General features: G+C 56.6%; 18 protein-coding genes and 1 pseudogene. 16 read left to right on the top strand and 3 right to left on the bottom strand.

Annotation, left to right across the window (positions count from 1 at the left end):
* Positions 1–150: 150 nt before the first annotated feature.
* Positions 151–954: an alpha/beta fold hydrolase gene (locus ABC336_RS06840; protein ID WP_413237966.1), complete on the top strand. Its 804-nt coding sequence runs from the start codon at positions 151–153 to the stop codon at positions 952–954.
* A gap of 47 nt (positions 955–1,001) precedes the next feature.
* Here ABC336_RS06840 and ABC336_RS06835 read toward each other — a convergent pair whose 3' ends face one another.
* Positions 1,002–4,379 (bottom strand): S-layer homology domain-containing protein, encoded by a 3,378-nt coding sequence (locus ABC336_RS06835; RefSeq protein WP_413237965.1) that lies wholly within the window; start codon positions 4,377–4,379, stop codon positions 1,002–1,004.
* A gap of 128 nt (positions 4,380–4,507) precedes the next feature.
* On the opposite strand from ABC336_RS06835, the gene ABC336_RS06830 reads away from it, so the two are divergent.
* The 13 genes and pseudogenes from ABC336_RS06830 to ABC336_RS06770 all read left to right on the top strand — a co-directional run bounded on the left by ABC336_RS06830 (position 4,508) and on the right by ABC336_RS06770 (position 20,515).
* A complete protein-coding gene (locus tag ABC336_RS06830) occupies positions 4,508–6,673 on the top strand; it encodes a bacterio-opsin activator (protein WP_413237964.1) in 2,166 nt (721 codons plus the stop codon).
* An 80-nt stretch (positions 6,674–6,753) separates the two neighbouring features.
* Positions 6,754–7,131, top strand: coding sequence for a hypothetical protein (locus ABC336_RS06825; RefSeq protein WP_413237963.1), 378 nt, complete (start codon positions 6,754–6,756; stop codon positions 7,129–7,131).
* 98 nt (positions 7,132–7,229) lie between these two features.
* Complete coding sequence (locus ABC336_RS06820) at positions 7,230–7,478, top strand: hypothetical protein (RefSeq protein ID WP_413237962.1); 249 nt, start codon at positions 7,230–7,232, stop codon at positions 7,476–7,478.
* Positions 7,479–7,541: 63 nt separating this feature from the next.
* Positions 7,542–8,894: pseudogene (locus ABC336_RS06815) on the top strand (IS1182 family transposase); the annotation flags it as partial.
* Positions 8,895–9,399: 505 nt separating this feature from the next.
* Entirely contained in the window at positions 9,400–10,242 is an 843-nt protein-coding gene (locus ABC336_RS06810) for a DUF350 domain-containing protein (protein WP_413237961.1), read from the top strand.
* Entirely contained in the window at positions 10,242–11,468 is a 1,227-nt protein-coding gene (locus ABC336_RS06805; RefSeq protein ID WP_413237960.1) for a glutathionylspermidine synthase family protein, read from the top strand. The genes ABC336_RS06810 and ABC336_RS06805 overlap by 1 nt, the downstream gene beginning before the upstream one ends.
* A complete protein-coding gene (locus ABC336_RS06800; RefSeq protein WP_413237959.1) occupies positions 11,458–12,198 on the top strand; it encodes a hypothetical protein in 741 nt (246 codons plus the stop codon). The genes ABC336_RS06805 and ABC336_RS06800 overlap by 11 nt, the downstream gene beginning before the upstream one ends.
* 129 nt (positions 12,199–12,327) lie before the next feature.
* Positions 12,328–15,327 (top strand): hybrid sensor histidine kinase/response regulator, encoded by a 3,000-nt coding sequence (locus ABC336_RS06795; protein WP_413237958.1) that lies wholly within the window; start codon positions 12,328–12,330, stop codon positions 15,325–15,327.
* 237 nt (positions 15,328–15,564) lie between these two features.
* Positions 15,565–16,248: a response regulator transcription factor gene (locus ABC336_RS06790; RefSeq protein WP_413237957.1), complete on the top strand. Its 684-nt coding sequence runs from the start codon at positions 15,565–15,567 to the stop codon at positions 16,246–16,248.
* Between the two features lie 10 nt (positions 16,249–16,258).
* A complete protein-coding gene (locus tag ABC336_RS06785; RefSeq protein WP_413237956.1) occupies positions 16,259–17,293 on the top strand; it encodes a sensor histidine kinase in 1,035 nt (344 codons plus the stop codon).
* A gap of 182 nt (positions 17,294–17,475) precedes the next feature.
* The gene (locus ABC336_RS06780; RefSeq protein ID WP_413237955.1) at positions 17,476–18,261 is read left to right on the top strand and encodes an ABC transporter ATP-binding protein; all 786 of its coding nucleotides are present in this window, start codon (positions 17,476–17,478) and stop codon (positions 18,259–18,261) included.
* Positions 18,218–20,158 carry an ABC transporter permease gene (locus tag ABC336_RS06775; protein ID WP_413237954.1) on the top strand — a complete coding sequence of 647 codons (1,941 nt, stop codon included), beginning with the start codon at positions 18,218–18,220 and terminating at the stop codon, positions 20,156–20,158. The genes ABC336_RS06780 and ABC336_RS06775 overlap by 44 nt, the downstream gene beginning before the upstream one ends.
* Before the next feature lie 27 nt (positions 20,159–20,185).
* Positions 20,186–20,515 carry a YxeA family protein gene (locus ABC336_RS06770; protein WP_413237953.1) on the top strand — a complete coding sequence of 110 codons (330 nt, stop codon included), beginning with the start codon at positions 20,186–20,188 and terminating at the stop codon, positions 20,513–20,515.
* 17 nt (positions 20,516–20,532) lie between these two features.
* Here ABC336_RS06770 and ABC336_RS06765 read toward each other — a convergent pair whose 3' ends face one another.
* Positions 20,533–20,895, bottom strand: a complete 363-nt coding sequence (locus ABC336_RS06765; protein ID WP_413237952.1) for a hypothetical protein — start codon at positions 20,893–20,895, stop codon at positions 20,533–20,535.
* Between the two features lie 15 nt (positions 20,896–20,910).
* Positions 20,911–21,660, bottom strand: a complete 750-nt coding sequence (locus tag ABC336_RS06760) for an SDR family oxidoreductase (RefSeq protein WP_413237951.1) — start codon at positions 21,658–21,660, stop codon at positions 20,911–20,913.
* 149 nt (positions 21,661–21,809) lie between these two features.
* Here ABC336_RS06760 and ABC336_RS06755 point away from each other — a divergent pair, with 149 nt between their 5' ends.
* Both ABC336_RS06755 and ABC336_RS06750 read left to right on the top strand, forming a co-directional pair.
* Positions 21,810–22,331 carry a TetR/AcrR family transcriptional regulator gene (locus tag ABC336_RS06755; protein ID WP_413237950.1) on the top strand — a complete coding sequence of 174 codons (522 nt, stop codon included), beginning with the start codon at positions 21,810–21,812 and terminating at the stop codon, positions 22,329–22,331.
* A gap of 146 nt (positions 22,332–22,477) precedes the next feature.
* Positions 22,478–22,672 (top strand): helix-turn-helix transcriptional regulator, encoded by a 195-nt coding sequence (locus ABC336_RS06750; RefSeq protein WP_413237949.1) that lies wholly within the window; start codon positions 22,478–22,480, stop codon positions 22,670–22,672.
* Positions 22,673–22,674: the final 2 nt, after the last annotated feature.

Here is a 22,674-nt window from a genome sequence, read left to right as displayed (position 1 = left end):
TCCGTGTTAAATTGGCCTCAAGGAGTTATATAGCGAATCGTCTGTCCGTAAGCGTGTTTCAAAAGCAGGTATAGGCTGGAATAGCGTCTACTGTGTCCGTCCGGCTCGGAATATAAGGCTAGCGGATTACTCATACAAAGGAGTTCTGACATGAACAGCGTAACTTCAAAAGACGGCACCCGCATTGTCTATGACAAGACAGGGCAAGGCCCGGCACTCATCCTCGTCGCAGGCGCCTTCAGCTACCGCAAGTTTCCGGGGCAGGTGCAGCTCGCGGCACAGTTGTCGGACCGATATACCATCTATAATTATGACCGCCGGGGGCGGGGCGATAGCGGAGATACACCCACCTACGCAATCGAGCGCGAAGTGGAGGATCTCGAAGCCTTGATCGCTGCAGCTGGCGGTTCTGCCTATGTGTGGGGCTTGTCCTCGGGGGCGGTGTTGGCGCTGAAGGCTGCTGCAGGAGGTGCGAATATTACCAAGCTGGCTCTCCATGAGCCGCCTTTGGTCGTGAGTGGGGAGGGACATAGACCACCGACAGATTTTCTTGCCCGCGTGACGGCGCTGATCGCTGCAAATGACCGGGCCGGGGCAATCAAATATTTTATGACAAAGGGGATGGGCGCTCCGGCATTCATCGTGACGATGATGCGTCTCATGCCCGGTGTCTGGGGCAATCTGATGGCGGTGGCGCACACGCTGCCTTATGATGCTGCACTCATGGAAGGCTACATGAATGGACAGCCGCTCTCCCGTGAGTGGGAAGCATCCGTTGCCATGCCAGCCCTGGTATTGGCGGGAGAAGAGAGTCCGGTGGCGTTGCGCAACGGTGCCCGGGCGCTGGCTGAGCTGCTTCCGGATGCCGAGCTGCGAAGCAAGCGTGGCCTCGGTCATACCAGGAAGCTGGATGCCGAGCGCATCGCAGCCGAGTTGAGAACTTTTTTTGTGTAACGCAAAGAAGAGACATCCCGCCTCATCTTACGGGATGTCTCTTGCTATTATGACAACTCCAAATGCTGGAGCATCCGTCTCAGCATAACTGCCGCTTGGGCGTTTGTTGCCGGCTGCTTGGGAGCAAACGCCCCGTCTGGCGAACCGACGACGATACCAGCTGTCGTCAGCTGTGCGATCGGCTCCCTCGCCCAGACGGCTATGTCGCCCGCATCGGTGAATCGGGCGGCGGCTGCTTGCTCCGCACCGGCAATCGCTGTTAGCCCTGCAGCGCTGCCGCGCTGTCTGGCAAAAGCAAGCGCCCGGACCGTCATCACCGCCATCTGCTCGCGGGTAACGGGCGTCTCTGGTCTGAATGAACCGTCCTCATATCCGCCGATCAGTCCCGCTTCCCGTGCCGCCGTGTATATACCGATATTGGGGTCAGCCTCCTCCACATCGGCAAATCCGTGGGGCCCGGTCATCTCCGGAATGCCAAGCGTCCGGACGAGCAGCGTCGCAAATGTTGCCCTGCTGATCGGTGCATCTGGAGCGACGCTTCCTTCCTTGTCGATCTCCCATATCCGGGTGCCTGTCAGAACTCCGATATCGGTCCCGGCCCAGTGACCCTGCCAGCCTGAGTAGACAGGCACGGACTCTACGACGGTGAACAAGCCAGGCTGCAACGAGAAGAAGGCAATCGGGTCTGAACCGTCCTGGCTCATGCGGGCGGGCGTCCTGTATAGACGCTGACCTTCGGCAATCCGTACAACGGAGATACGCTGCCCGTCAACGGGAGCATCGACAGCGATGCTGTGGGCGATATAGCCGTCGTCGTATGCCGCAGCAGCAATCCCGTCCAGCAGGATGGACAGCTCCACGATCTCCGACAACGACCGCATGCCCTGACGGGATAAAGCATGCTGCGCTGCGTCCTCGTCTTCATCTGTCAATCTGGCGATGCGGATCGTCACAATCTCGCTGCTGGTGTGCTGGCTGACGAGTGCCAGCGGCAGTGTGATGCCGGCACCGTTCACCCGAAGCTCGATCGTGCCGTTTGGATGTGCTAGCCAGGATCGACGCAGCGCCGAAGCCGGCAGTTCAGCAAGCACAATCGATTCAGTCAGGTTCATGTCGATGACCGCATGGCCGCCGGCCTCCTGATCATCCAGCATCGCGAGCACCTGCGTCTCATCGAATGTCAGCGTTGCGGCATACCGGCCGTCTGCTGCCTGATTCGATGTCAGCTTCACCTGGATATCAGCTCCATTCACAGACACGACTGTTGTAGACTGCGGCTGCGGCTCTGGGGGCAGCACGGGGGGATAATAGATCCATCCGCCGCCCGTCTGCGATCTGGCCAGCACGATGCGCCCCAGCTCAAGCGTACTTCCAGCCGGGACATCCACTTCCCTTGTGAACGGTTCATAGCCGGGAGCAGATATCTGAATCGTGACGGCAGCAGCGCTGAGATCCGTAATCTGAAAGGTGCCGTCAGAAGCGGTAACCGCCATGCTCTCCCCATTGACCGTCACTGCCGCACCGGATAGCGGGGTGCCTCCAGAAGCATAGACCGTCCCTGCAATAGATCCGGTAACAGGAGGCCTGGCCTGCACCGTCACCGTCACCTCTGCCGTGTGGCCGCCATCTGCGGCCTGCGCCGTAACCGTCGCGGTTCCCGGAGCTAACGGCGTGATCTCGCCCGAAACGTTGACCGTGGCCACACCCGGAGTGTCGCTGCTCCAGCTGACCGCCTGGTTGTCGGCATCGGCCGGTTCGATGACAGCTGTGACGCGCTGCGGCGGATCGCCTGCCGTCAGCGTCAGCTCCGTAGGCTCCACACGAATACCGGTCACCGGGATTGCAGCCCGGATATGTGATGCCTCCAGCTGCACGACGCTCCAGGCGCGGATCAGTCCGCTCTCGTCCGTCTCGTATAGACTGAGGTACTGGCCTGCCGCCGCTCCCGCGATGTCATCGCCTGGCGTGTAGGGCGATGCTTCCGCCGGGGCATGATCGCCGACCAGCGGCCGTGCATGTGCCTCTGCTGACAGCAGATACACGAGACGGTGGGTTGGCTCTATCAGTTCCCCGGATGCCGCGACACTCCCGATCACAGCTCCGGGATAGACCTCGAAGGAAGCGATATCTGGCGCTTGCTCGGTGACTTCAAGCTGCAAGGTCGCTTCTGCGGTGCCGGATCCGATATCCTCGGCAGTGACATGGATTGCAAATGAACCGGCTGTCTCCGGTGTCCCGTGGAGCATGCCGGATGCCGACAGCTCCATGCCGTCCGGCAAGCCGGCGGCGCTCCATGTCAATCCTCCGCCAGCGCCGTCAAACGCGCTGAGCTGAACCTCGTACGGCTCGCCCTTGGCGGCCTGGGGCAGCACCTCCGTCAGGACAGCTGGACGCAAGTAGGGGTAGCCGCCGTTTACATCCGGATGAATCGCCCAGATAGCAGAGAAGTCCCAGTCGACGTACGTCGACTGCAGGTGCATCTCGGCCGTCACCTTCGCTATCGCGCCGCTAGTCGATCCTTGTGCGACACCGGTGGCCGTGCCGGTCGTATCCGTGTCGAAGTAGGATTGCTGGATCCCCCCTCCGCCGAATACATCTCCTGTCAGACCGCCATAGAGAGCGAAGAAGGCGCCTGTATTGGCGGTCTGGTCTATGGGCCCGGTTGCGTAAGTCCGCTGGACAGTGCCGTGTATCATAAATGACGTCAACCCGGCGGAGCGCAGCGCAAATGAGCCGGAGTGTATCCTATTGGAGACGGAGCCCATGGCATAGGCGTCTTCGATGCTTCCATTCCCCAGGGATCCCACAAGGCCGCCAGCATACATATTACCCGTGGGGCCGGCCACGACGTCAGCGGTACTGTAGGCACGCGTGATCGTACTGTTATTTGCCGAACCGACAAGACCGCCGGCTACGCTTACTCCGGCCGCGGGAAACGTTCCGCTTTCCACCGATCCGATCGAGTAAGAACGATCGATGCTGCCTCCCTGTATGATCCCTGCCAATATGCCGGCATTTGCGCCTCCATGGATATGGCCTTCCACGCCCAGGTTGCGGATGACGCCGCTTGAGCTGCCGAAGAAACCGGCCGCCTCCAGATCATTTCCCGTCACAGAAACGCCTGATACAAGGTATCCGTTACCGTCAAATACACCGGTAAAGGCAGGCTTGTCATTGCCTCCAAAAGGCAGCCAATCGTACCCCGACAGATCAATGGATGCCTGAAGCCGGATATGCGCCGATAGATAATCTTCCTGGTTGCTGTTGATGTGAATCAGATGCTCCCGCTGCGACACCAATACCCATTCGCCGTGCTCCGGCGGCTTCGCGTCCAGCTCGGCCCGCGCACTCGGGACCGGCAGCGCCATCTGGATGACGAGCACCATAATCAAGAGCCATGAGCTGCCGATAGTCAACTGTCTCAAACGATCCTCTCCCCTAACAGTGAATGCAAATGCACATTTTCTTCCTTACTCCATCCAGTTTAGTATAAAATGAAACTATCAGATAGTTCATATTTGTGTCATGTTAAGCCCGGGAGTGATCAACAGTCATGGAGAAATCAAACGAATCGGCCTATCATTCTGACGGGATGTATCCTATCATCGGTATCGATCAGCAGTTGGACAGCCTGGCTTTCTGGATGAACGATCCGGATGCCGGGTTAGATCTTGTGTCGGTTACAGGCATTGGCGGGATCGGCAAAACGACGCTGCTGCTGGAAATGAGTAAAATGGCTGCCCGGGGCGGGGCGATGACGCTATGGCTGGACGGCCAAAGCGAGCTGGTCTCCCCCGCAGCTTTCTTATCTGCGCTGGAGCTTGGTATGGAGAGTGAATACGGCATACGCCGCAGCACAGATACAACGCTGCTGCAAAGCATTGTCTCGGAGATGGGCAACCGCAAGACCGTCCTGCTGATCGACAACTGTGAGAATATCAGGAGGCTGGAAGGCTGGTTGATGTCCAGCTTTCTGCCTTTGCTGGCGGCCTCCGACTCACGCACCATGCTCGTGTTTGCTTCCCGGAGAGGGCTGGCGCTATCCTGGCGTACCAATCCGACGTGGGGACCGCGCTTGCAGCATGTGCCGCTCCGACCTTTCTCACGCAGACAAGTCCTGGACTATGTGCGTGCTTGCGGGCTTGAACCCTCGCTGCAAGAAGAAGTCGCTCAGCTGACGGACGGGCATCCTTTATCGCTGGCGTTAACCATCGACCTGATGCGTTCGGAGAGCGCGGATTCGGCGCGGGCGCTGCATGAGCTGCCGTCTCTGCTCAGTGCCGAATTGCTGCAGGAAGTCACCTCTCCTGCGTTGTATGAAGCGCTGGGGGCATTGGCGCTGCTGCCGACTGCGGAAGAGCCGTGGCTTGACCGCTTGCTGCCGGCGCCGCTGTCGGCTGCCGAATATATGGCGCTGGGCCAGCTGTCGTTTGTCCGCCAGACATCCAGTGGGATAGTGCTGCACCACGTCGTCGCCCGCCTGCTCAGAGAGGATAACGCGCGGCGGCGGCCACAGCGATACCGATCGATGCGCCGCCGCACGCTTGAGCTGCTGGCCGAGCAGTTCCCTACCGTCGACCGGCGGATGCAGATGCGCTTCGCAGCGCATGTGTTGGAGCTGTACCGTGAGCTGTTGCCGGATGCCAGTGCCTATGCGAACTTCGCTACACGTCTGGAGCCGGGAGAGGGGCGGATCGCTTGCGAAGCAGATATGCCTGGCCTGGAGCGGCTGCTCGCCGGCTCTAAGGCAAGACCCTTTTGGCAATCCGAGCTGGTGAACCCGGATCAATACGAAGCGCTGTTATCGGCGATCTACCGCAGCTGTCCGGAAGGGATCGTCGTCGTGCATGATGAGAGCGGATCGCCGTTGGCGTTTTGTGCCGGACTGCGGCTGCACAAGGGTACGGTTCCGCTTATGGACCAGTTTGCTCCGGGATGGAGGGTGGTTTTTGGGGACGAGTCGGAAGAGCTGGCGGAACGTCCGGCCGAGCTCGCAGACACCTTGTTTGTCCTGCTGGCTGCAGTCGACGTCAGCCGGCGACTGTATACCGCAGAGGAGTTGGGGGCCCTGCTCATGCAGCAGTGGCTCATTTCGTTGACTGATGGCTTGCGGGGCATCGCCCTGACGGCCGATCCCCATCTGCATGCGCTGCTGCCCCAGCTGGGATTTCGGGAAAACGGGCCTTTGTCGATAAGCCAATCATCGGAGGAGCAGTTGTCAGATGAGGGAACAGCCTTGAAAGCATGGGTGCTGGATTTCCGGCAGGCAGCTTTTCATGATTGGGTGCAGCAAGTGATCCAGCACTCGGAGGCCACAGATGTTGAAGAGACGATGATTGCCGAGGGGGCTGCGGCCAGCGTTGCTTCCATTGAGCGACAGATTCAATCTTCTGCAGTCGTCACCGGGGAAGAAATGAAGCTAGTACTGGAGCATCTGTTTGAAGCAGACAGACTGGGTGGCCTGTCATTGCTGCGACGCTGGGGGTTGAATGGGCCGGCAGTAAGAGAACTGGTAGTTGAGATGCTGCAGGCCGCTGTGCCGACGCCACCGTTGTCGAAGGCGGAGCAGCAGCTGCTGTACAATAGCTACATCCGGCGTGAGGCCAACAAAAACGAGCTCGCCGCGGCCTTCCATATGAGCAGATCCACGCTGTACCGCCATACCAAAGCGGCCATCCGTCACTGTGCTGATGTGTTGTCGCAGCGGTTATTTCCTTAATGCGATGGCAGCTGCGCCCTATAACAATGACACGGAATGTGGTAACCTGTACCTGACTCTAATGTGCGAAGAGGTGTGCAATGGAAGTTACAACGATTGTGCTGATCGTACTCGGCTTTATGATGGTCACCTCTGCGCTGATCCTGACGATCATCTTCCGGATGATCAAGGAGAAGCAGGGAGAGAAGCGGCAGCGACAAGCCATTCTGGCTGAAGGCATCGCCGCTTCAGCGGTGATCGAGTCGATCCGCATGACGAACTCGACGATGGATCAGCAGCCTGGCGTAGTCCTGGAGGTGTCGTTCGTCAAGCCGGACGGCGAGCCTGCCAAGGCGATCATCGACACGTTTATACCGGTAATTCATGTACCTGCATTCCAGCCGGGCGAGACGATCGAGATCCGGTATCTGGATGGCGACCCGATCCAGGCAGAAGCAGTGGAGGCGTATATCCCTTAAGGGATATGCGCCTATGATGTATATGGCGATAAGGTAATATTGTTTATATATATCGTTGTTTTGATAAAATAACGATTTATTGTCCGGGGGTGATTGGCATGCCTACGATTCGACCAAGCTCAGACCTGATGACGTATGAAAAGTTAGTGGGGAATTTTGAGTTGCATAAGCTCTTGGATGAAGGGTTAGAGGCATCGCAACGCCGTGAAGTGAGGCCGCTCCGATATCCGCAGTGGCAGACCCTAGGAAGTATCCCGATTATGGACAAAAGTACAATTAAAAATGGAAAAGTAGACCTTACGGGATGGTTTAAAGACAAAAGTCAGGCTGTTGAAAAACTCCTATGAATTCAACGAATTAACGCGGTACTGTGGTATACTAATCGTAACTAGGAAAGCGGGGGATGCGCGATGAGTTCAGAGCATATGCACCAGGGAAGAAACCAAGTTGAATTGGTGAGTCTAGACATGCTGGTTCCGAAGGATCATTTGCTTCGGATGATTGATGAACACATCGATTTTTCTTTCATCACGGAGAAAACCAAACCCTATTACCCGAAGACGCAAGGCCGTCCCCCGATCCCTCCCGTCCGTCTCTTTAAAATGATGTTAATTGGTTATTTGTACGGCATTCGTTCCGAGCGCCAGTTGGAAAACGAAATCAACATGAACCTCGCATACCGTTGGTTCTTGGGGCTGGGCTTAAGCGAACGAGTACCTGATCATTCCACCATCAGTCATAATCGCAATGAGCGTTTTAAAGACAGCTCCATCTTCCAAGAGCTATTTGACGAGCTCGTCCATTTGGCCATCCACCATAATATGGTAGGAGGTCGCGTTTTATTGACCGATTCGACGCATGTTAGAGCGAATGCGAACAACAATCGATACGTCATGCAGACGGTTGAAGAGACGCCGCATGCGTATCTTCAAGAACTGGAAGAAGCCGTGCAAAAGGATCGGATCAACTCTGGAAAAAAGCCGCTGTCTCCTGCGAAGGAGACAGCGAAGGAAGAACAACGGAAAACCAGTCTGACTGACCCGGAGAGCGGCTTTATGACCCGTCCAGGCAAGCCCGAGGGCTTTCATTACTTGGATCACCGCACCGTAGATCACAAGTTCAACATCATCACCGATGTGTATATCACGCCTGGGAATGTCAACGATTCTGTCGTGTATATCGACCGACTCCGGCGGCAGATTGAAACCTTTGGCTTCCATAACTTAGAAGCCGTGGCGCTGGATTCTGGCTATATGACCCCCTACGTATGCAAACAAACACTGGAAGCGAAATTGTTTCCTGCGATTGTCACCCGAAACGCTGCGACCCGTGCCGGTACGCTTCCTAAAGCTAATTTTACGTATCATTCCAAAAACGATACCTATATTTGCCCTCAGGGCCAAGAGCTAACTTACAAACACACGAACCGGGAGGGGTACCGCGTTTACGGGTCGGATTCCTCGCAGTGCAGGACATGCCCGTTGTTGAATCAATGCACATCGGATAAATCCAAGCAGCGAAAAATTCAACGCCACATATGGGAAGGATTCCGTGAGCGGGTAGAAAAAAATGCGGGCAGCCGGACCGGGCAGTTGCTGCTGAGTTGGCGACAACGAAAGATCGAGCCGAGCTTTGGCGAAGCCAAAGAACTTCATGGTTACCGACGAAGCAAATTTAGAGGGAGAGCCAAAACGCAAGAACAGGCTCTCCTGACGGCGTTTGCCCAAAATCTGAAAAAGATCGCCTGTTATCTGGCCAAGAAGGCCAGAACTGGGTACCATCGTGAAAATTTCTGCCTGGCTTTCTTTATCTGGCTCCGTCAGCCTCTCCAACGTGCTTTTTCAACAGCCTGAAAAGTGCAGTTAGCATCCTGATAAATGGATATAAAAGGTAATTGCAGCTCGATTAATTGTACTTCTGTCGTTATGAACCTTAATGTAGGCTTATTTTTAGAATGTAGTTGTACTTTTGTCCTTAGCTAGCTTAGCTGGCGCGAGTTCTTCCTGAGCAAGCGCTAGGCACACCAGAAGATCAGCGACACCTAACCCTAGTTGCAATCGTTTCTTCCAACCTGTATGGTCGATCAGTGCCCAGGTCCCAGCGCGCGGGATTCGTCTTAAATTATAAACGTTCCCTCCGTTGCTGAACTCCTGCGTCAACCGCCGCAAAACAGGGTAATAGAGGGGTGGGCAATCAGGCGCTCCCTGCCCAATTCGCCAGGCAATACATAAGGTTATCTACTATTTGCATAGCGGGAGGCTTGAACCAGTGAGTGGATGGGAAACGGTGGTGCTGTTCGCTTCAGGCTGCACCGCAATCTGCTTTTTAAGCATGTGGTATTATAAAATTCTGCGGTTATGGCCGTGGTCATACAACAAAGCCGGGCGGCTGATCCTCGGTCTTCTGCCCGTGATGGCCACGATCATCATATTGAGGGTCCTTCGCACGTCGGCTTCTTTTGATGTCGTGGATGATGGTCTGTATATATCCATGTATCTGCTGCTCGGTTTCTTGTGTCTCGCATTCGGCAGCATGATGCTTCGGATGGTGCTCGACCTGTCGTGGGATGACGATGCGCTGCGGCGGAGCAACCGGGCCGGTATTGCGGCGGTTGCCGGAGCGTTCCTGGGGATGACGATGATCTACACCGGGGCCAATATCGGCGACGGACCGGGCTGGTGGACTGTTGTCGTAGCCGGCGGACTGGGCTTTGCGGCCTGGCTGGCGCTGGCTGCTCAGTTCAACAAGTTCGCGCATGTGTCAGAGCAGATCACCGTAGACCGGGACATCGCCAGCGGCATCCGCTTCGGTGCCTACCTGCTCGCCAGCGGCATCTTCCTGGGCCGGGCATCGGCGGGAGACTGGACCTCCTGGTGGATGACGATCGTCGAGTTCCTCGACGGCTGGCCTGTGCTGCTCCTGGTTCTGTGGGCGCTTCAGGTCGAGCGTTCGCAGGTGAACCGCTCCCATACCCGAGGCAGCCGCCACGACCAGACGCTGCCGGCAGCGCTGATCTGGGCAGTGCTGTATGTCGTGTTCGCAGTTGTCAGCGTGATGCTGCTGCCGGCGATCCCGGGCAACTCGATCCCGACGTTCGGTGCCGCACCGTGATGCAGGGCTTGAAGCTGGCTGCGATCCCTCACGATCAGTATGACGACTACCGGTATGACGTCATCTTCAAGGCTTACAAATGGGATCCCCAGGTCGAGGATCATAATACAGTGGCCCGTCATGTGCTGCTGCTGAGCCGCGAGGCCGCCGGGGAGCTGGAGCGGCAGGCGGAGCTCCTGGCTCAGGAGACGGTGCGGATGGAAGAGGCGCTGCTAGGCAGGCTGTCCCTCGCCAGGCAGCTTGGTCTGCCCCGGCAGATCCAGCAGACGCTCGAGCGGCTGCAAGGCTACGATTCGAGCCGTCATGTCCGGCTGATGCGCTTCGACTTCCATCCGGCGCCGGATGGTTGGGCCATCTCCGAGGTGAACAGTGATGTCCCGGGCGGACTGGCGGAGGCAGCGGTGCTTCCGGGGATAGCGGCGCGTTACTTCCCCGGCTACGAACCCCGTCACGACATCGCCGCCTATCTGCTGGACGGGTTCAGAGCCCGGATCGGCGAGGCAGGGACGCTGGCGCTCGTCCATGCAACAGCGTATTCGGATGATCGTCAGGTGATGGAGTACCTGAGCGATTACTTCCAGGCGCATGGCTACGATACAGTGATGGCAGCGCCGGATCATATCCGCTGGGAGAGCAAGCAAGCGTATAGCCTCGCCGCAGGCCAGGAGGGGCAGCTGGATGGACTCCTGCGCTTCTATCCGCTGGAATGGCTGACCAACCTGCCCCGGCGCTCGCAGTGGCGGGACTTCTATGACGGGGAGACGAGCGCCTGCAACCATCCGATCGCGATGCTGACCCAGTCCAAACGCCTGCCCCTCATCTGGGATGAGCTGGGTGTGGAGCTCTCCGCCTGGAAGCGGATGCTCCCCGAGACCCGGGATCCCCGGCAGGTCAGCAGGCCGGGGGAGGAGTGGGTCTACAAGCCGGCGCTTGGCCGGGTAGGCGAAGGCATCCTGATCCCGGAGGCGGTCACGGCCAAAGAACGCAGGAAGATCGAACGGTCTGTCCGTTGGCGTCCCGGCCGATGGATCGCGCAGCGCCGCTTCGTCAGCCAGACCTTGCCGGCCGGAGAGCAGGGTGAGTATCATCTGTGTATCGGCGTGTTTACTGTGGGTGGCAGATGTGCGGGCTTCTACGGCAGGATCAGCCCTTATGCGCGTATAGATCACAAAGCGATCGACATCCCCGTGTTGGTCCAGAAAGAAGGTGAAGAGCATGCTGGATAACTTGAGCGCCTACAAGAGCTGGGCCCCGGCAGGGGCTGTCTGGACGGAGTGGGCCAAGCCGGTAATGTTTATCCGGCCGCCGGATACCGACTGGATCGCGCTCGCCGAGCCGCAGATCAAGTATGTCCAGCCTTCTCAGCATAATACGATGCTGATCCTGGATCTCCCGGATGTCCGGGGGGTGGAGGAAGGGCTGGCCCTGGCCCGGATGGGCTACCGGCCGGTGCCGCTGTACAACGGCGTGCGCAGTCCCAAGTCCAATGCAGCCGTCGTGCCGGTGGAAGCCCTGGTCAAGGCACTGTACAACGGCGCACAGCTGCTGGGCGGTCTCGGATTGCCGGCCACCGCGCCGCCGGCTTTCCTGTTGGATGCGAACCGGATGAAGGGCAAGGGCAAGAAGCCTGGCCAATTCGATAATCGCTGGTGCGTGCTGCCGCAGGATATGCCTTCCGCTGCTTACTTGCGCAAGCAGGGCATCGAACGGATCATCCTGCGCGGATCGGCAATCGAGAATGATCTCTCCCACGTACTGAAACGGTATCAGGAGCAGGGGATCAAGACCTATCACTCCCGCGGGGGCGAGGCGCCGCGCGAGACCACGATCGTCAAGCCGCCCTTGTACCGCACGATCGGCTATCGTCTCAAGGCGATGACCGGTCTGACGCGCCACAGCGCCGGCGGGTTCGGGGGCAAGGTCCCTGATCCGACGACCAGCAGCGGATATGGGTAATACCGTAGATCAGCCTGCCATGCGGCAGGCTTTTTAGATTGTGTCGGGAGGGATTTGCCGCAGCCTATCGAATCTTTACCTATCAGTCCCCCTTCGCTGACTGGGGTGATATACAGGAGCTCCGATTACATGCTGAGACGAATTGTATTTTTTCTTCTTATCGGGTTATGGCTGGCTTACGTCGTCACGCCATTCCTCACTACTAACGCTATTGATGCTTGCGTCCGTACGGATCCAGGAATGGCCGACTACAGCGGGTGTGCATTTGAGGAGGATACCTTATACAGACTGCAGGGGGAATGGTCCTTTTTTCGGGATGCCTTACTGCCCTATGAAGCCATCGGAACTGGCGCAGCACCGGCCATGGATGGTTATATTCGTGTGCCTTCCTCGTGGAGCGGAGCCTGGACGTTTGATTCCGGGAGTCGTCACGGCCATGGAACATACCACCTGCGCCTGATCCTGCCGCCGTCCGAGCAAGAGTATGGCATACGAATCGGCAGCGTGCGCTCGGCCAGCCAGGTGTTCATCGATGGCAGGCCTGCAGGAGGCAGCGGGGTGCCCGGCACGACAGCCGAGACGACGCTCTCGTATAATCAGCCCTATATGGTTACCGTCGGGACGGGTGGCGAAGCGGTCGATTTAGTTATCCATGTCGCCAATTACACCTATTGGCTGAGCGGAATCGCCGAGCCGCTGATGGTCGGAAGCGCAGATGCTGTGGCCAGCCAATCAGCAACTTACGGACGATATGATCTGGCGGTTATGGTCAGTCTGGTGATCAGCGGCGTGTACTATGCCTCTTTGGGCATGCAGGACCGCAAAGAGCCTTCATTTTTTCTGCTGGCCCTGTTTTGTCTCGTTACCTCGCTGTTTGTTGTTGCTCACGGTGAGAAGCTCATCTATCTTTACATTCCCTCCCTGCCTTATAGCACATTATTGCATTTGCAGACCTTAACCCCCATTGCAGCTATGTGGTCGATGATTGGCTATGCCCATTCCATCAGCCCCACCCGCATCTCTCGACTGGCCTTTAGGCTGGCAAGCGTGTGGTTTGCGGGGTTCACGGTCTTGGGACTGCTGACCGGAGGCGAGAGCTCGGCCTTCAATATGCCCCAGACGATTGTGCTGCAGCTGCTGATGGCGGCAGCATTCGTCGCGTACGCCATCTCCCGGGCGATCCTCCAAGGCATCACCGGATCGGTCTATCTCGTGGTTGCGATGATGGGATTGATCCAGTTCTCTGCCAATTATGTGGCCAACGCTGCCTTGCTGCATGAGGTTTACGTGCAAAAGCCTTTTGGCATCGCGATCTTCCTGCTGGCACAAGGATTGTTTCTGGGAGCGCGGAGCAAAGCAGCGATGGACAAGACCCGCGAGCTGACGGTGGAGCTGCGGCGGCAGAGTGCGGAGAAGGACGAGTTCCTCCAGCAGACGTCCAAGGAGCTGCGGACACCGCTGCAGGCGATGCTGCACATGGTCCGCTCGCTGCTGGATGGTGCAGGCGGACCGCTCACAGACCGGCAGCGCAAGGATATGCTGCTCCTGGAGCATACGTCCCAGCGTTTATCCTTCCTGATGAACGACCTCTTCGACTACGAGCGGATCAAGGACGGCAGCATGGCGCTGAGGCGGCAGCCGCTGGAGCTGGCCAGCTTGGTGGAGGTCGTCGTAGAAGTATTCAGACAGGCACGTCCCGATCGCCGGATCCAGCTGCGCAACGCGGTCAACCCTCATCGCTACATGGTGCTCGGAGATGAGGACCGTGTCACGCAGATCGTCTACCATCTGATCGAGGAAGCGATGCAGGAGCTCGCCGAGGGCAGTGTCGAGATCACGGCATCGGAAGATGCGGGATATGCTCGGCTGGAAGTTATCGCTGCAGGTCCCGGCGCCGCGGCTGCAGCTCGCCCTGAGGGGGTTGGCGTAGCGATCAGCCGTCTGCTGGCCCGTCTTCATCATGGCGAGTTGTCGACAGAGCGGCGGACGGAGTCGGAGCGTCGATATGTCGTGCGGCTGCCCATGCCCGGGCCATCGGCCCGCGGGGAGCTGCTTCCGGCGACGGAAACGGCCAGGGCGGAAGTATCGGCTACCGGACTGGAGGTCAGGCCGCGCGAGAGCGGCAGGGAACTGGCTATCCGCATCCTGGTTGTCGATGAACTCGTGCAGGCGAGAGCACTGGCGGGGCTGCTCCAGGCTCAGGGCAACGAGGTGCTGGAGGCTCGCAGCGGCGAGGATGCGCTGCGGGTGCTCGCGTCGGAGGGGGCCCTTGATCTGGCCGTCGTCGATGTACTCCTGCCGGACATGTCGGGATTTGCGCTGTGCCGGCAGATCCGGCAGACACACAGCCTCATCGACCTGCCGATTCTGATGACGACGGCTGCTTCCCGTGTCCAGATGAATGAGACGGGACTAGCCGCCGGCGCCAATGATCTGATCCGCAAGCCGTACGAGCGCCAGGAGCTGATGGCGCGTGTGCGGACACTCACACAGCTCAAGCGCTCTGCGTCGCGTCTGCTGGACTCGGAGGTGGCGATGCTGCGAGCGCAGATCCGGCCGCATTTCCTGTTCAATGCATTCAATACGATCATCTGGATGAGCAAGCGGGATGCGTCCCGGACCAGCCAGCTGCTGCGCGATCTGAGCCGTTTCCTGCGGGGCAGCTTCGACTTTGGCGACGGACAGTCGCTGGTGCCGCTGAGCAACGAATTGGCGCTGGTCAAGGCGTACCTGTCCCTGGAGCAAGCCAGGCTCGGCGAGCGCTTGCGGATCATCTACGAGGTGGAGCACTTCGAGCCGACAATCCCGCCGATGGTCATCCAGCCGCTGGTGGAAAACGCTGTCCGCCATGCATATGACCTCGACGCCGACCGGCTGACGATTACAGTATCTGCTCGGCAGACGGCAGCGGGTGTGGAGATCAGCGTCTGCGATGACGGTATCGGGATGTCGCCGGAGCAGCTGGAGATCTGGGCACGGGAGTCGAAGCTTCCGTCGAGCGGCGAGGGCAGCGGTATCGGACTGTCCAATGTGAATCGGCGGCTGCTGCGCATGTTCGGCCGATCCTTGGACATAAGGGCCAGGGAAGGCGGCGGCACAGTGGTGACGATGAGGCTGCCGGGAGAGTAACAAGACTGCACAGGTGCGGCCCATGACGTATTAGGGTCTGCCAAGATGCTAACGGAAGGCAGCGACCTTATTCCGACCATTCCTGCACCGAATCCGTTGTTAAAGGAGCTTCGGGCTAGCTCCTTTATTGACCTCCGGCTTCAACGCTTGTATGGCTCCGTTCCTAATGCCGTGCTGGCATGCTTGATATCTTAAGGAGGGATTGACTATACTTTTACATAGTCAGGGGGTGACGTTATGGAGATGCATATCTTCGTCGTTGAGGACGACGATGGGTTATATGAGGCGCTGAAGACCGGTTTAGAATCGTGGTCGTTTAAGGTTTCAAGGCCCGATCGTTTTGATGAGGTCATGCGTTCGTTCTCCGAGGCGCAGCCGCAGCTCGTCATCCTGGATGTCGTGCTGCCCAAGTTCGACGGCTTCCACTGGTGCCGGGAGATCCGTGCCGTCTCGCAGGTGCCGATCCTCTTCCTGTCATCGCGCGACCATCCGATGGATATGGTAATGGCGATGAACATGGGAGCAGACGATTATATGCAGAAGCCTTTCCATACGGATGTGCTCTACGCGAAGATACAAGCGCTGCTGCGGCGAACCTATGCTTATGGCGAGAGCAGTTCGGATGTGATGGAGTGGAACGGCGCCATCATCGATATGAAGCGGGGCGTCATCCGCAAGGATGGGCAAGAGGCGGATCTGACCAAGAATGAATATTATATACTTGTCGTGCTGGTGCAGGCGAACCATGAGATCGTCTCTCGGCATGAGCTGATCCGCAAGCTGTGGGAAGACGAGCAGTTCGTCAACGACAATACGCTGACGGCCAATATGACCCGCCTGCGCAACAAGCTGGAGCCCCTCGGCCTGGCCGATGCGATCGTGACCAAAAAAGGGCTTGGCTATATGGCAACTTCGATATAGGAGGAAGCCGATGTTCATACGATATATGGTTGCCCGGAGGAGCTGGCTTCTTCTGTTTGCGGGACTGCTGGGTTTGACCAATGCGCTGCTGCTGCTCGATTCGGGTCTTGCGGTGAATGCTGCATCGCTGATTTATTTAAACGGTCTGTTTCTTCTTATACTGGTGGTCTTCGTCCTGTGGCGCTACAGGCGGGAATCGGCCTACACGGCTGCCCTCGATCAGTCGCGCGATGCGCTATCGGCGCATTGGCTGGAGATGCTGCCCGAGCCTGCGCACAAGCTTGACGAGAGCGTCCATGCGTTTCTGCAGGCCGTCGACCGTTATCATAAGCGCGAGCTCTCCGAAGTCAAGGCTGCGCAGCTCATCGAGAATGACTTTACGGCTGCCTGGATCCATGAGGTGAATACCCCGCTCACGGCAATGAAGCTCATCCTCGACGCCTACCGGGATGACGAGGCAGTGCGCCGGATCGCTGCAGAGTGGCTGCGTATCCATCTGCTGATCGACCGGCAGCTCTATATAACGCGTCTGCCTGCCTTGGAGTCGGACTATGTGCTGGAGACGGCCTCTCTTCAGCGCGTCGCTGCCGATGAGGTGCGCGAGCTGGCCTCGTGGTGCATGGAGAAGAATCTTGCGATCAGCATAGAAGGCGAGGATGTCGAGGTCGTGACCGATCGCAAATGGTGCCGGTTCGTCTTCCGGCAGCTGCTGACGAACGCGATCAAATACAGTCCCTCCGGCACCACGCTGACCATCGTGACGGCAGAGGATGCGTCCGGGCATGGCACGCTGGAGCTGCATGACGAAGGTCCGGGGATCCGGCCGCATGATCTGCCGCGCATCTTCGACAAGGGCTTCACTGGAGACAACGGCAGAATCCACAACGCGGCCACGGGCCTCGGTCTGTATCTTGCCAAGACCGTAGCGGATAAGCTGGGCATTGCCTTAACCGCTCAATCTGGCTCAGGCACTGGCACGGTGATGCGCTTGACTTGCTCTAGCGCCAATGCCTTTGAGGCTGTCCGGCGGAATGCCGGCAGCTAGTCCGCTTGTCATTGCTGCGGCAGGCACTGCTTTTCATCGAGAAGCAGTGCCTTTTTTTGCTTCCGCCAACCAACATGACAATATTGTCACTTTAGATTAGGCGCTTGTCATATGAAGCATGCGACAACCCGGCATGGAAGATCGTACAATTAAGCCAACGACAACGACCAGGAGGCACCGGCATGAATGAGACGAAATCACGGGATACCGTGCTGCAGACTAGGAATGTACAGAAATCCTATGGCACGAAAGGGAATACCCAGCAAGTGCTGAAAGGGATTGATCTGCACGTGGCGCGGCAAGAATTTGTTGGCATCATGGGGCCCTCGGGTTCTGGCAAGACAACCTTGCTCAATGTATTGGCGACCATCGACCGGGCGACAGACGGTACGATTACCATCGAAGGATCGGACATTTCTGGATTTAGAGATAAAGAGCTGGCGGCTTTCCGGCGCAATCATCTGGGCTTTATCTTCCAGGACTACAACCTGCTGGATACGCTGACGGTGAAGGAGAATATCCTCCTGCCGGTATCGCTCAACAAGATGAGCAAGCGCGCAGCGGAGAAGGAATTCCAAGAGATCGCAGCCGTGCTGGGCATCGAAGAGCTGGCCAATAAATACCCGCATGAGATCTCTGGAGGGCAGAAGCAGCGGACGGCTGCCGGACGCGCGCTGATCCATCTGCCGTCGATCATCTTCGCGGACGAGCCTACCGGGGCGCTCGATTCCAAGTCGGCTTCCTCCTTGCTGGGCACGATGGAGGATATCAATCGCAAGCGCGATGTGACGATCATCATGGTGACGCACGATCCGGTAGCGTCCAGCTACTGCAGCCGCGTCGTCTTCTTGAAGGACGGCAAAGTGTATGCCGAGCTGCATCGCGGCGACAAGACACGGCAGGCATTTTTCAAGGAAATTATGGATGTACAGGCCGTACTCGGGGGCGATCACGTTGACAGTCTTTGAGCTTGCGCTGCGCAGCATGCGGCAAAATGTGAAGCATTACTACCTTTACTTTTTTGCGCTAATTTTCACGACGGGTTTGTACTTCATTTTTGCGACGCTGCAGCAGGATGCGGCGGTTCAGGAGCAGACAGGCAGCAGTACGGACTTCTCCGCTGCATTTCAGGTGGCGGGGATCCTGCTGATTGTCATCGCAGTCATCTTCACCGTCTACGCGAACCGCATTTTCTTGAAGCGGCGGAGTCGGGAGCTCGGATTGTATCAATTGATCGGCCTTACCAAAGGGTGGGTGGTCCGGTATCTGATCATTGAGAATGTGGTGCTCGGCATAAGTGCACTTATTCTCGGCATTGTGTCAGGGGCGCTCCTCTCCAGGCTGTTCCTCCTGATCCTGCTGCGGTTAATCGGCTTAGAGGAGGTAGTGGGCTTAGGCTTTTCCATACCAGCAGCCGTGCAAACGGCACTTGTATTCTTGCTGGTGATCGGCCTAACGTCTCTCCAGATGGCAACGACCGTCTATCGCAGCACGCTGCTGCATCTGTTCCAGGCCGACAGGGAACAGGACCATCCTGCGCAGCCGCGAGCATTTGTGGCCACGGTATGCGCGTTGCTGGGCCTAGCTTTAGTCGGTTACGGCTATTGGCTGTCGGGACGGATGATTAATCATTTGCTATTCCTCAACATGCTGCTCGTGCTGGCCGCCACCATACTCGGGACCTACCTGTTGTTTCGGGTGACCATAGGCTGGATTCTGTACCGGATCCGCAAGCGCGCAAACGGTCATTTGGGTCTGGCCAACAGCTTGTCACTGGCGCCGCTCATGCATCGGATGAAGGATAGTGCAGGTTCTTTGACGCTGATCACGGTGCTGTCCGCCATGACGATAACACTGGTTGCCATCGCCTATTCGATGTATTACTCGGTAGAGCGGGATGCACGCTGGGCATTGCCCTTTGATTTTCTGTTCGAGAACAATGAACAAGCGGCGCTGTCGTTTCAAGAAGATCTGGAACGTCAAGGGATCGCTTATGAACAAGGGAGAATCGATGCGATTCGCCTGCAGGGGACGATCTATGACGACGAGGGCGACTCTGAAGGCACGACGAGACAGTTGCTCTTGCTGCCGGCGGAGCAGCTCCGGCAAATAGGTGCGGATGTGCCGATCCCGCCCTTGGGCGAGGTGGTGTACCATAATGCCAGAGCGATTGTCGAGGGCCTGGAGCAGATCGGGGAAGACATCCGGTTTGCAGGGGATGAGGCTTCCTATCGGCTGTCGGATCTCGCCGTGACCAATCTGGTGAATTACAACGTACACGGCATTCAGCTTCTGGCTTCCGAGGCAACGATTCAAGCCGTCAGCGAGCAGACGGCAGAGAACGAGGAGTTTGAGAGGATTCACTTTGATACCTTCCAGATGGAGGATTGGGCAGGACTGGAGCAGGCGTCGGCAATCTTTGCGGCGTACGTAGCGGCTGACCAGTTCTGGCCAGATTTTTACTCGGATTATGAGGCTGGACTGCAAATGCTCGGACTGTTCATTTTTATTGCGGGTTTTCTGGGACTTGCCTTTTTGATCTCCACCGGCAGCATCTTGTACTTCAAGCAGATGACCGAAGCGGAGCAGGAGAGGCAGAGCTTCAAGACGTTGCGCCAGCTTGGATTTGATACGGGAATGATCATGCGGGGCATCATCCGCAAGCAGGCTTTCGTATTTTTGATCCCGCTGTTTGTCGGCATCCTCCATGCGGTATTTGCGGTCAAAGCTGCCTCCATTTTGATCATCTCGGATATTACGGTGCCGACGGTAATTGCCATGACGGCCTACGCATTGGTTTATTTTATGTTCGCCATCCTGACCATCGGCTACTACCGGAACGTGGTCAGACGTGCAATGGGGTAATGAGTTTAATAGCAGAGGAGTGGTACCTTGAAAAAAGCAATTGCTGTGATCGTAGCCATCGTAGTTGTGCTTGGGGGATTATATATGGCGTTTAAAGAAGATTTTGACCGATTCAATCCGCTTTATGAAGAAGAGCATGTCTATGTGATGATTCATGAGCCGGGGGATGAGGATGAAGGCCGATACTACTACCGGCTTACTGGCTATAACGAGGAGGGGGAGCAGCGAAAGGTGAGATTTTCAGCCAGCACAGATTTAGAGCAAGGCATCTATCTAAAGGTGCTGGCCAAAGGGTCGTATACGAAGTCCTGGGAATCCGTCACTGAGGAGGAACTGCCGGCTGGCGTGGCTTGGTAAGTTGCAACGGATTGCGCTTATGAACGCAAGATAACAGCAGCGATGACTAGCAACACGAATACGGCACTGATGATTTTTGGTTCCGTGTAGGGGAGAAATGTAACGCTGATTGCCAGCCATAGGACAGCGGCAGCAATCGTGAGCGCGACAGCCGGCCATTGAGCCAACAGTGTTGGTGCCTGCATGACAAGTATGAGGCCGAACAAGCCAAATAGAATCTCTCCCAATGCAAAGGCGGTGTTCATGCCATAATAATAAGTTGTCTCTATACTGGGAATTCGTTTGCCCCTTATATGCTGGGACAGCACATCAACAATGAATAGCATGGCACCCGAGAGAATCAACCAGCTATAGGCTACTAACCACAAGGTCATCTTCATCGTTATGCATTCTCCTCAGCCCCGCGCCATTGCATTCGACAGCACATCCGGGAAGTATTTTCCGGCAAAACGCAATAGTTTGGAGAAGCCCGGAACGACGCGCTTCCTGTTGCGCTCCATCCCCAGGATGCCATGCCCCACGAGAGTATCCAGGCTCATGCTGGGGATGGGGCCTTCGGTTTCAGGCAGAAGATTGGTTTCCGCCACGAGGGGCGGCACGAGTTCCATTACGTGAATGTTTGTTTTGGAGTTCCTGAGTTGGACCCGCAATGCGTCAGTAAACATATGGACCCCCGCCTTCGTAGCCGAATATACCGGATGAAGCGGTGACGAGACATAGGAAAGGCCCGAGCTTACGGTGACGATCATGGCTTCGGGCTGCCTTGCCAATTGCGGGAGCAGGGCTTCAGTCATCCAGATGGTCCCATTCAGGTTCGTCTCGACCTCTGCAGTGGTCCGCTCCAGATCGATGGTATCGTCCATGACTTTAAATTCGCGCATAATCCCTGCCGAGTTGAACAGGATCGAGACGTCGGGATAGTGTTCACGCAGGAAGGCGGCCATGCTGCGAACAGAATCGGCATTGGCGACATTGCCTTGCAGACCGACCAGTCCTTTGTATTTCTTCGTCACCTGATCGAGGGTGGCTTGATTTCGTCCGATGACGATGACTTTATTGCCGCGTTGGAGCAAGGCTGTGGCAAAGGCGAGCCCGATGCCCGAAGAACCGCCTGTAACAACGACTGTACGATTGGATAATTTCATGAATGATTCTCCTTTTAGTTACGTTTTTTGTTTTTTGTAACCCGTGAATGACCTAAGCATACAATGCCGAGTTACAAAAGTCAACAGTTGTAACTTGTGTTGGTAAAGGGTATACTAACATCATGAAAAATTTAAGCAGAGAACTCATTATGGATACTGCGCATCGGATGGTTGTCGAGCAAGGGATGGAGAAAGTCAATCTGTCCAAAGTCGGCTCTGAGCTTGGAGCGACTCATGCTGCGATCTACAAGTATTTTTCGGGTAAAGAAGAGCTATGGACCGAACTGGCCCTGTCGTGGCTGGATCATGAGCTGGCGCGGCTTTTTCCTTTTGACACGGACAAGTACACGTCCAGGAAGGATATCGTGCATGACTGGCTATGGACATTGAGCGAATCCAAATACGAGGCTTATGTGCGCGAGCCTGAAATGTTCAAGCTGTACACCGCCTATATCGACCGGAATCCCGCAGTGCTCGTGCGGCACATCGGCGATCTGGTGGGCAGTTTGAAAGCAGCGAGCGGTATTGAGGACCATGGGCGGTTGGTTGCCATTCTAATGGCTTTTTCTTATTTTTCCGCGCCTGCTTATGCAGACAATTGGCTGCATATGGATTTCAAAGGCGAATTCGAAGCGGTGTGGAAGCTGATCGAAGCGGGGATTGAAGCTTAAATCTATTCATTAAAAATTCAAGCAGACAGTCTGCTTGGATTTTTTTTTTGGCTTGTTTCACCAATATTCATATTACAAAATGTAATATATAATTGACATTTAGTAATGTGAAATGATATTGTGTTAGTGGAAGGAGATGGGGCATCTTGAAGAATAAAAAAATGAAGATTGCCAGAATAGAAGCCGAAGTATCCCAAGAGCGATTAGCCGAGATCGTGGGTGTGACTAGGCAAACCATAAATTTAATCGAGTCGGGCAGTTACAATCCAAGTCTTAAGTTATGTATTGAGATATGCAAAGCACTTAACAAAACATTAAACGATTTATTTTGGGAGGAATGAGC

This window comes from Paenibacillus jepli (assembly GCF_047238105.1).
Lineage (GTDB): Bacteria > Bacillota > Bacilli > Paenibacillales > Paenibacillaceae > Paenibacillus_D.
Note: the sequence above shows the minus strand (reverse complement) of the source record. Positions and strands in the feature narration are given on the sequence as shown.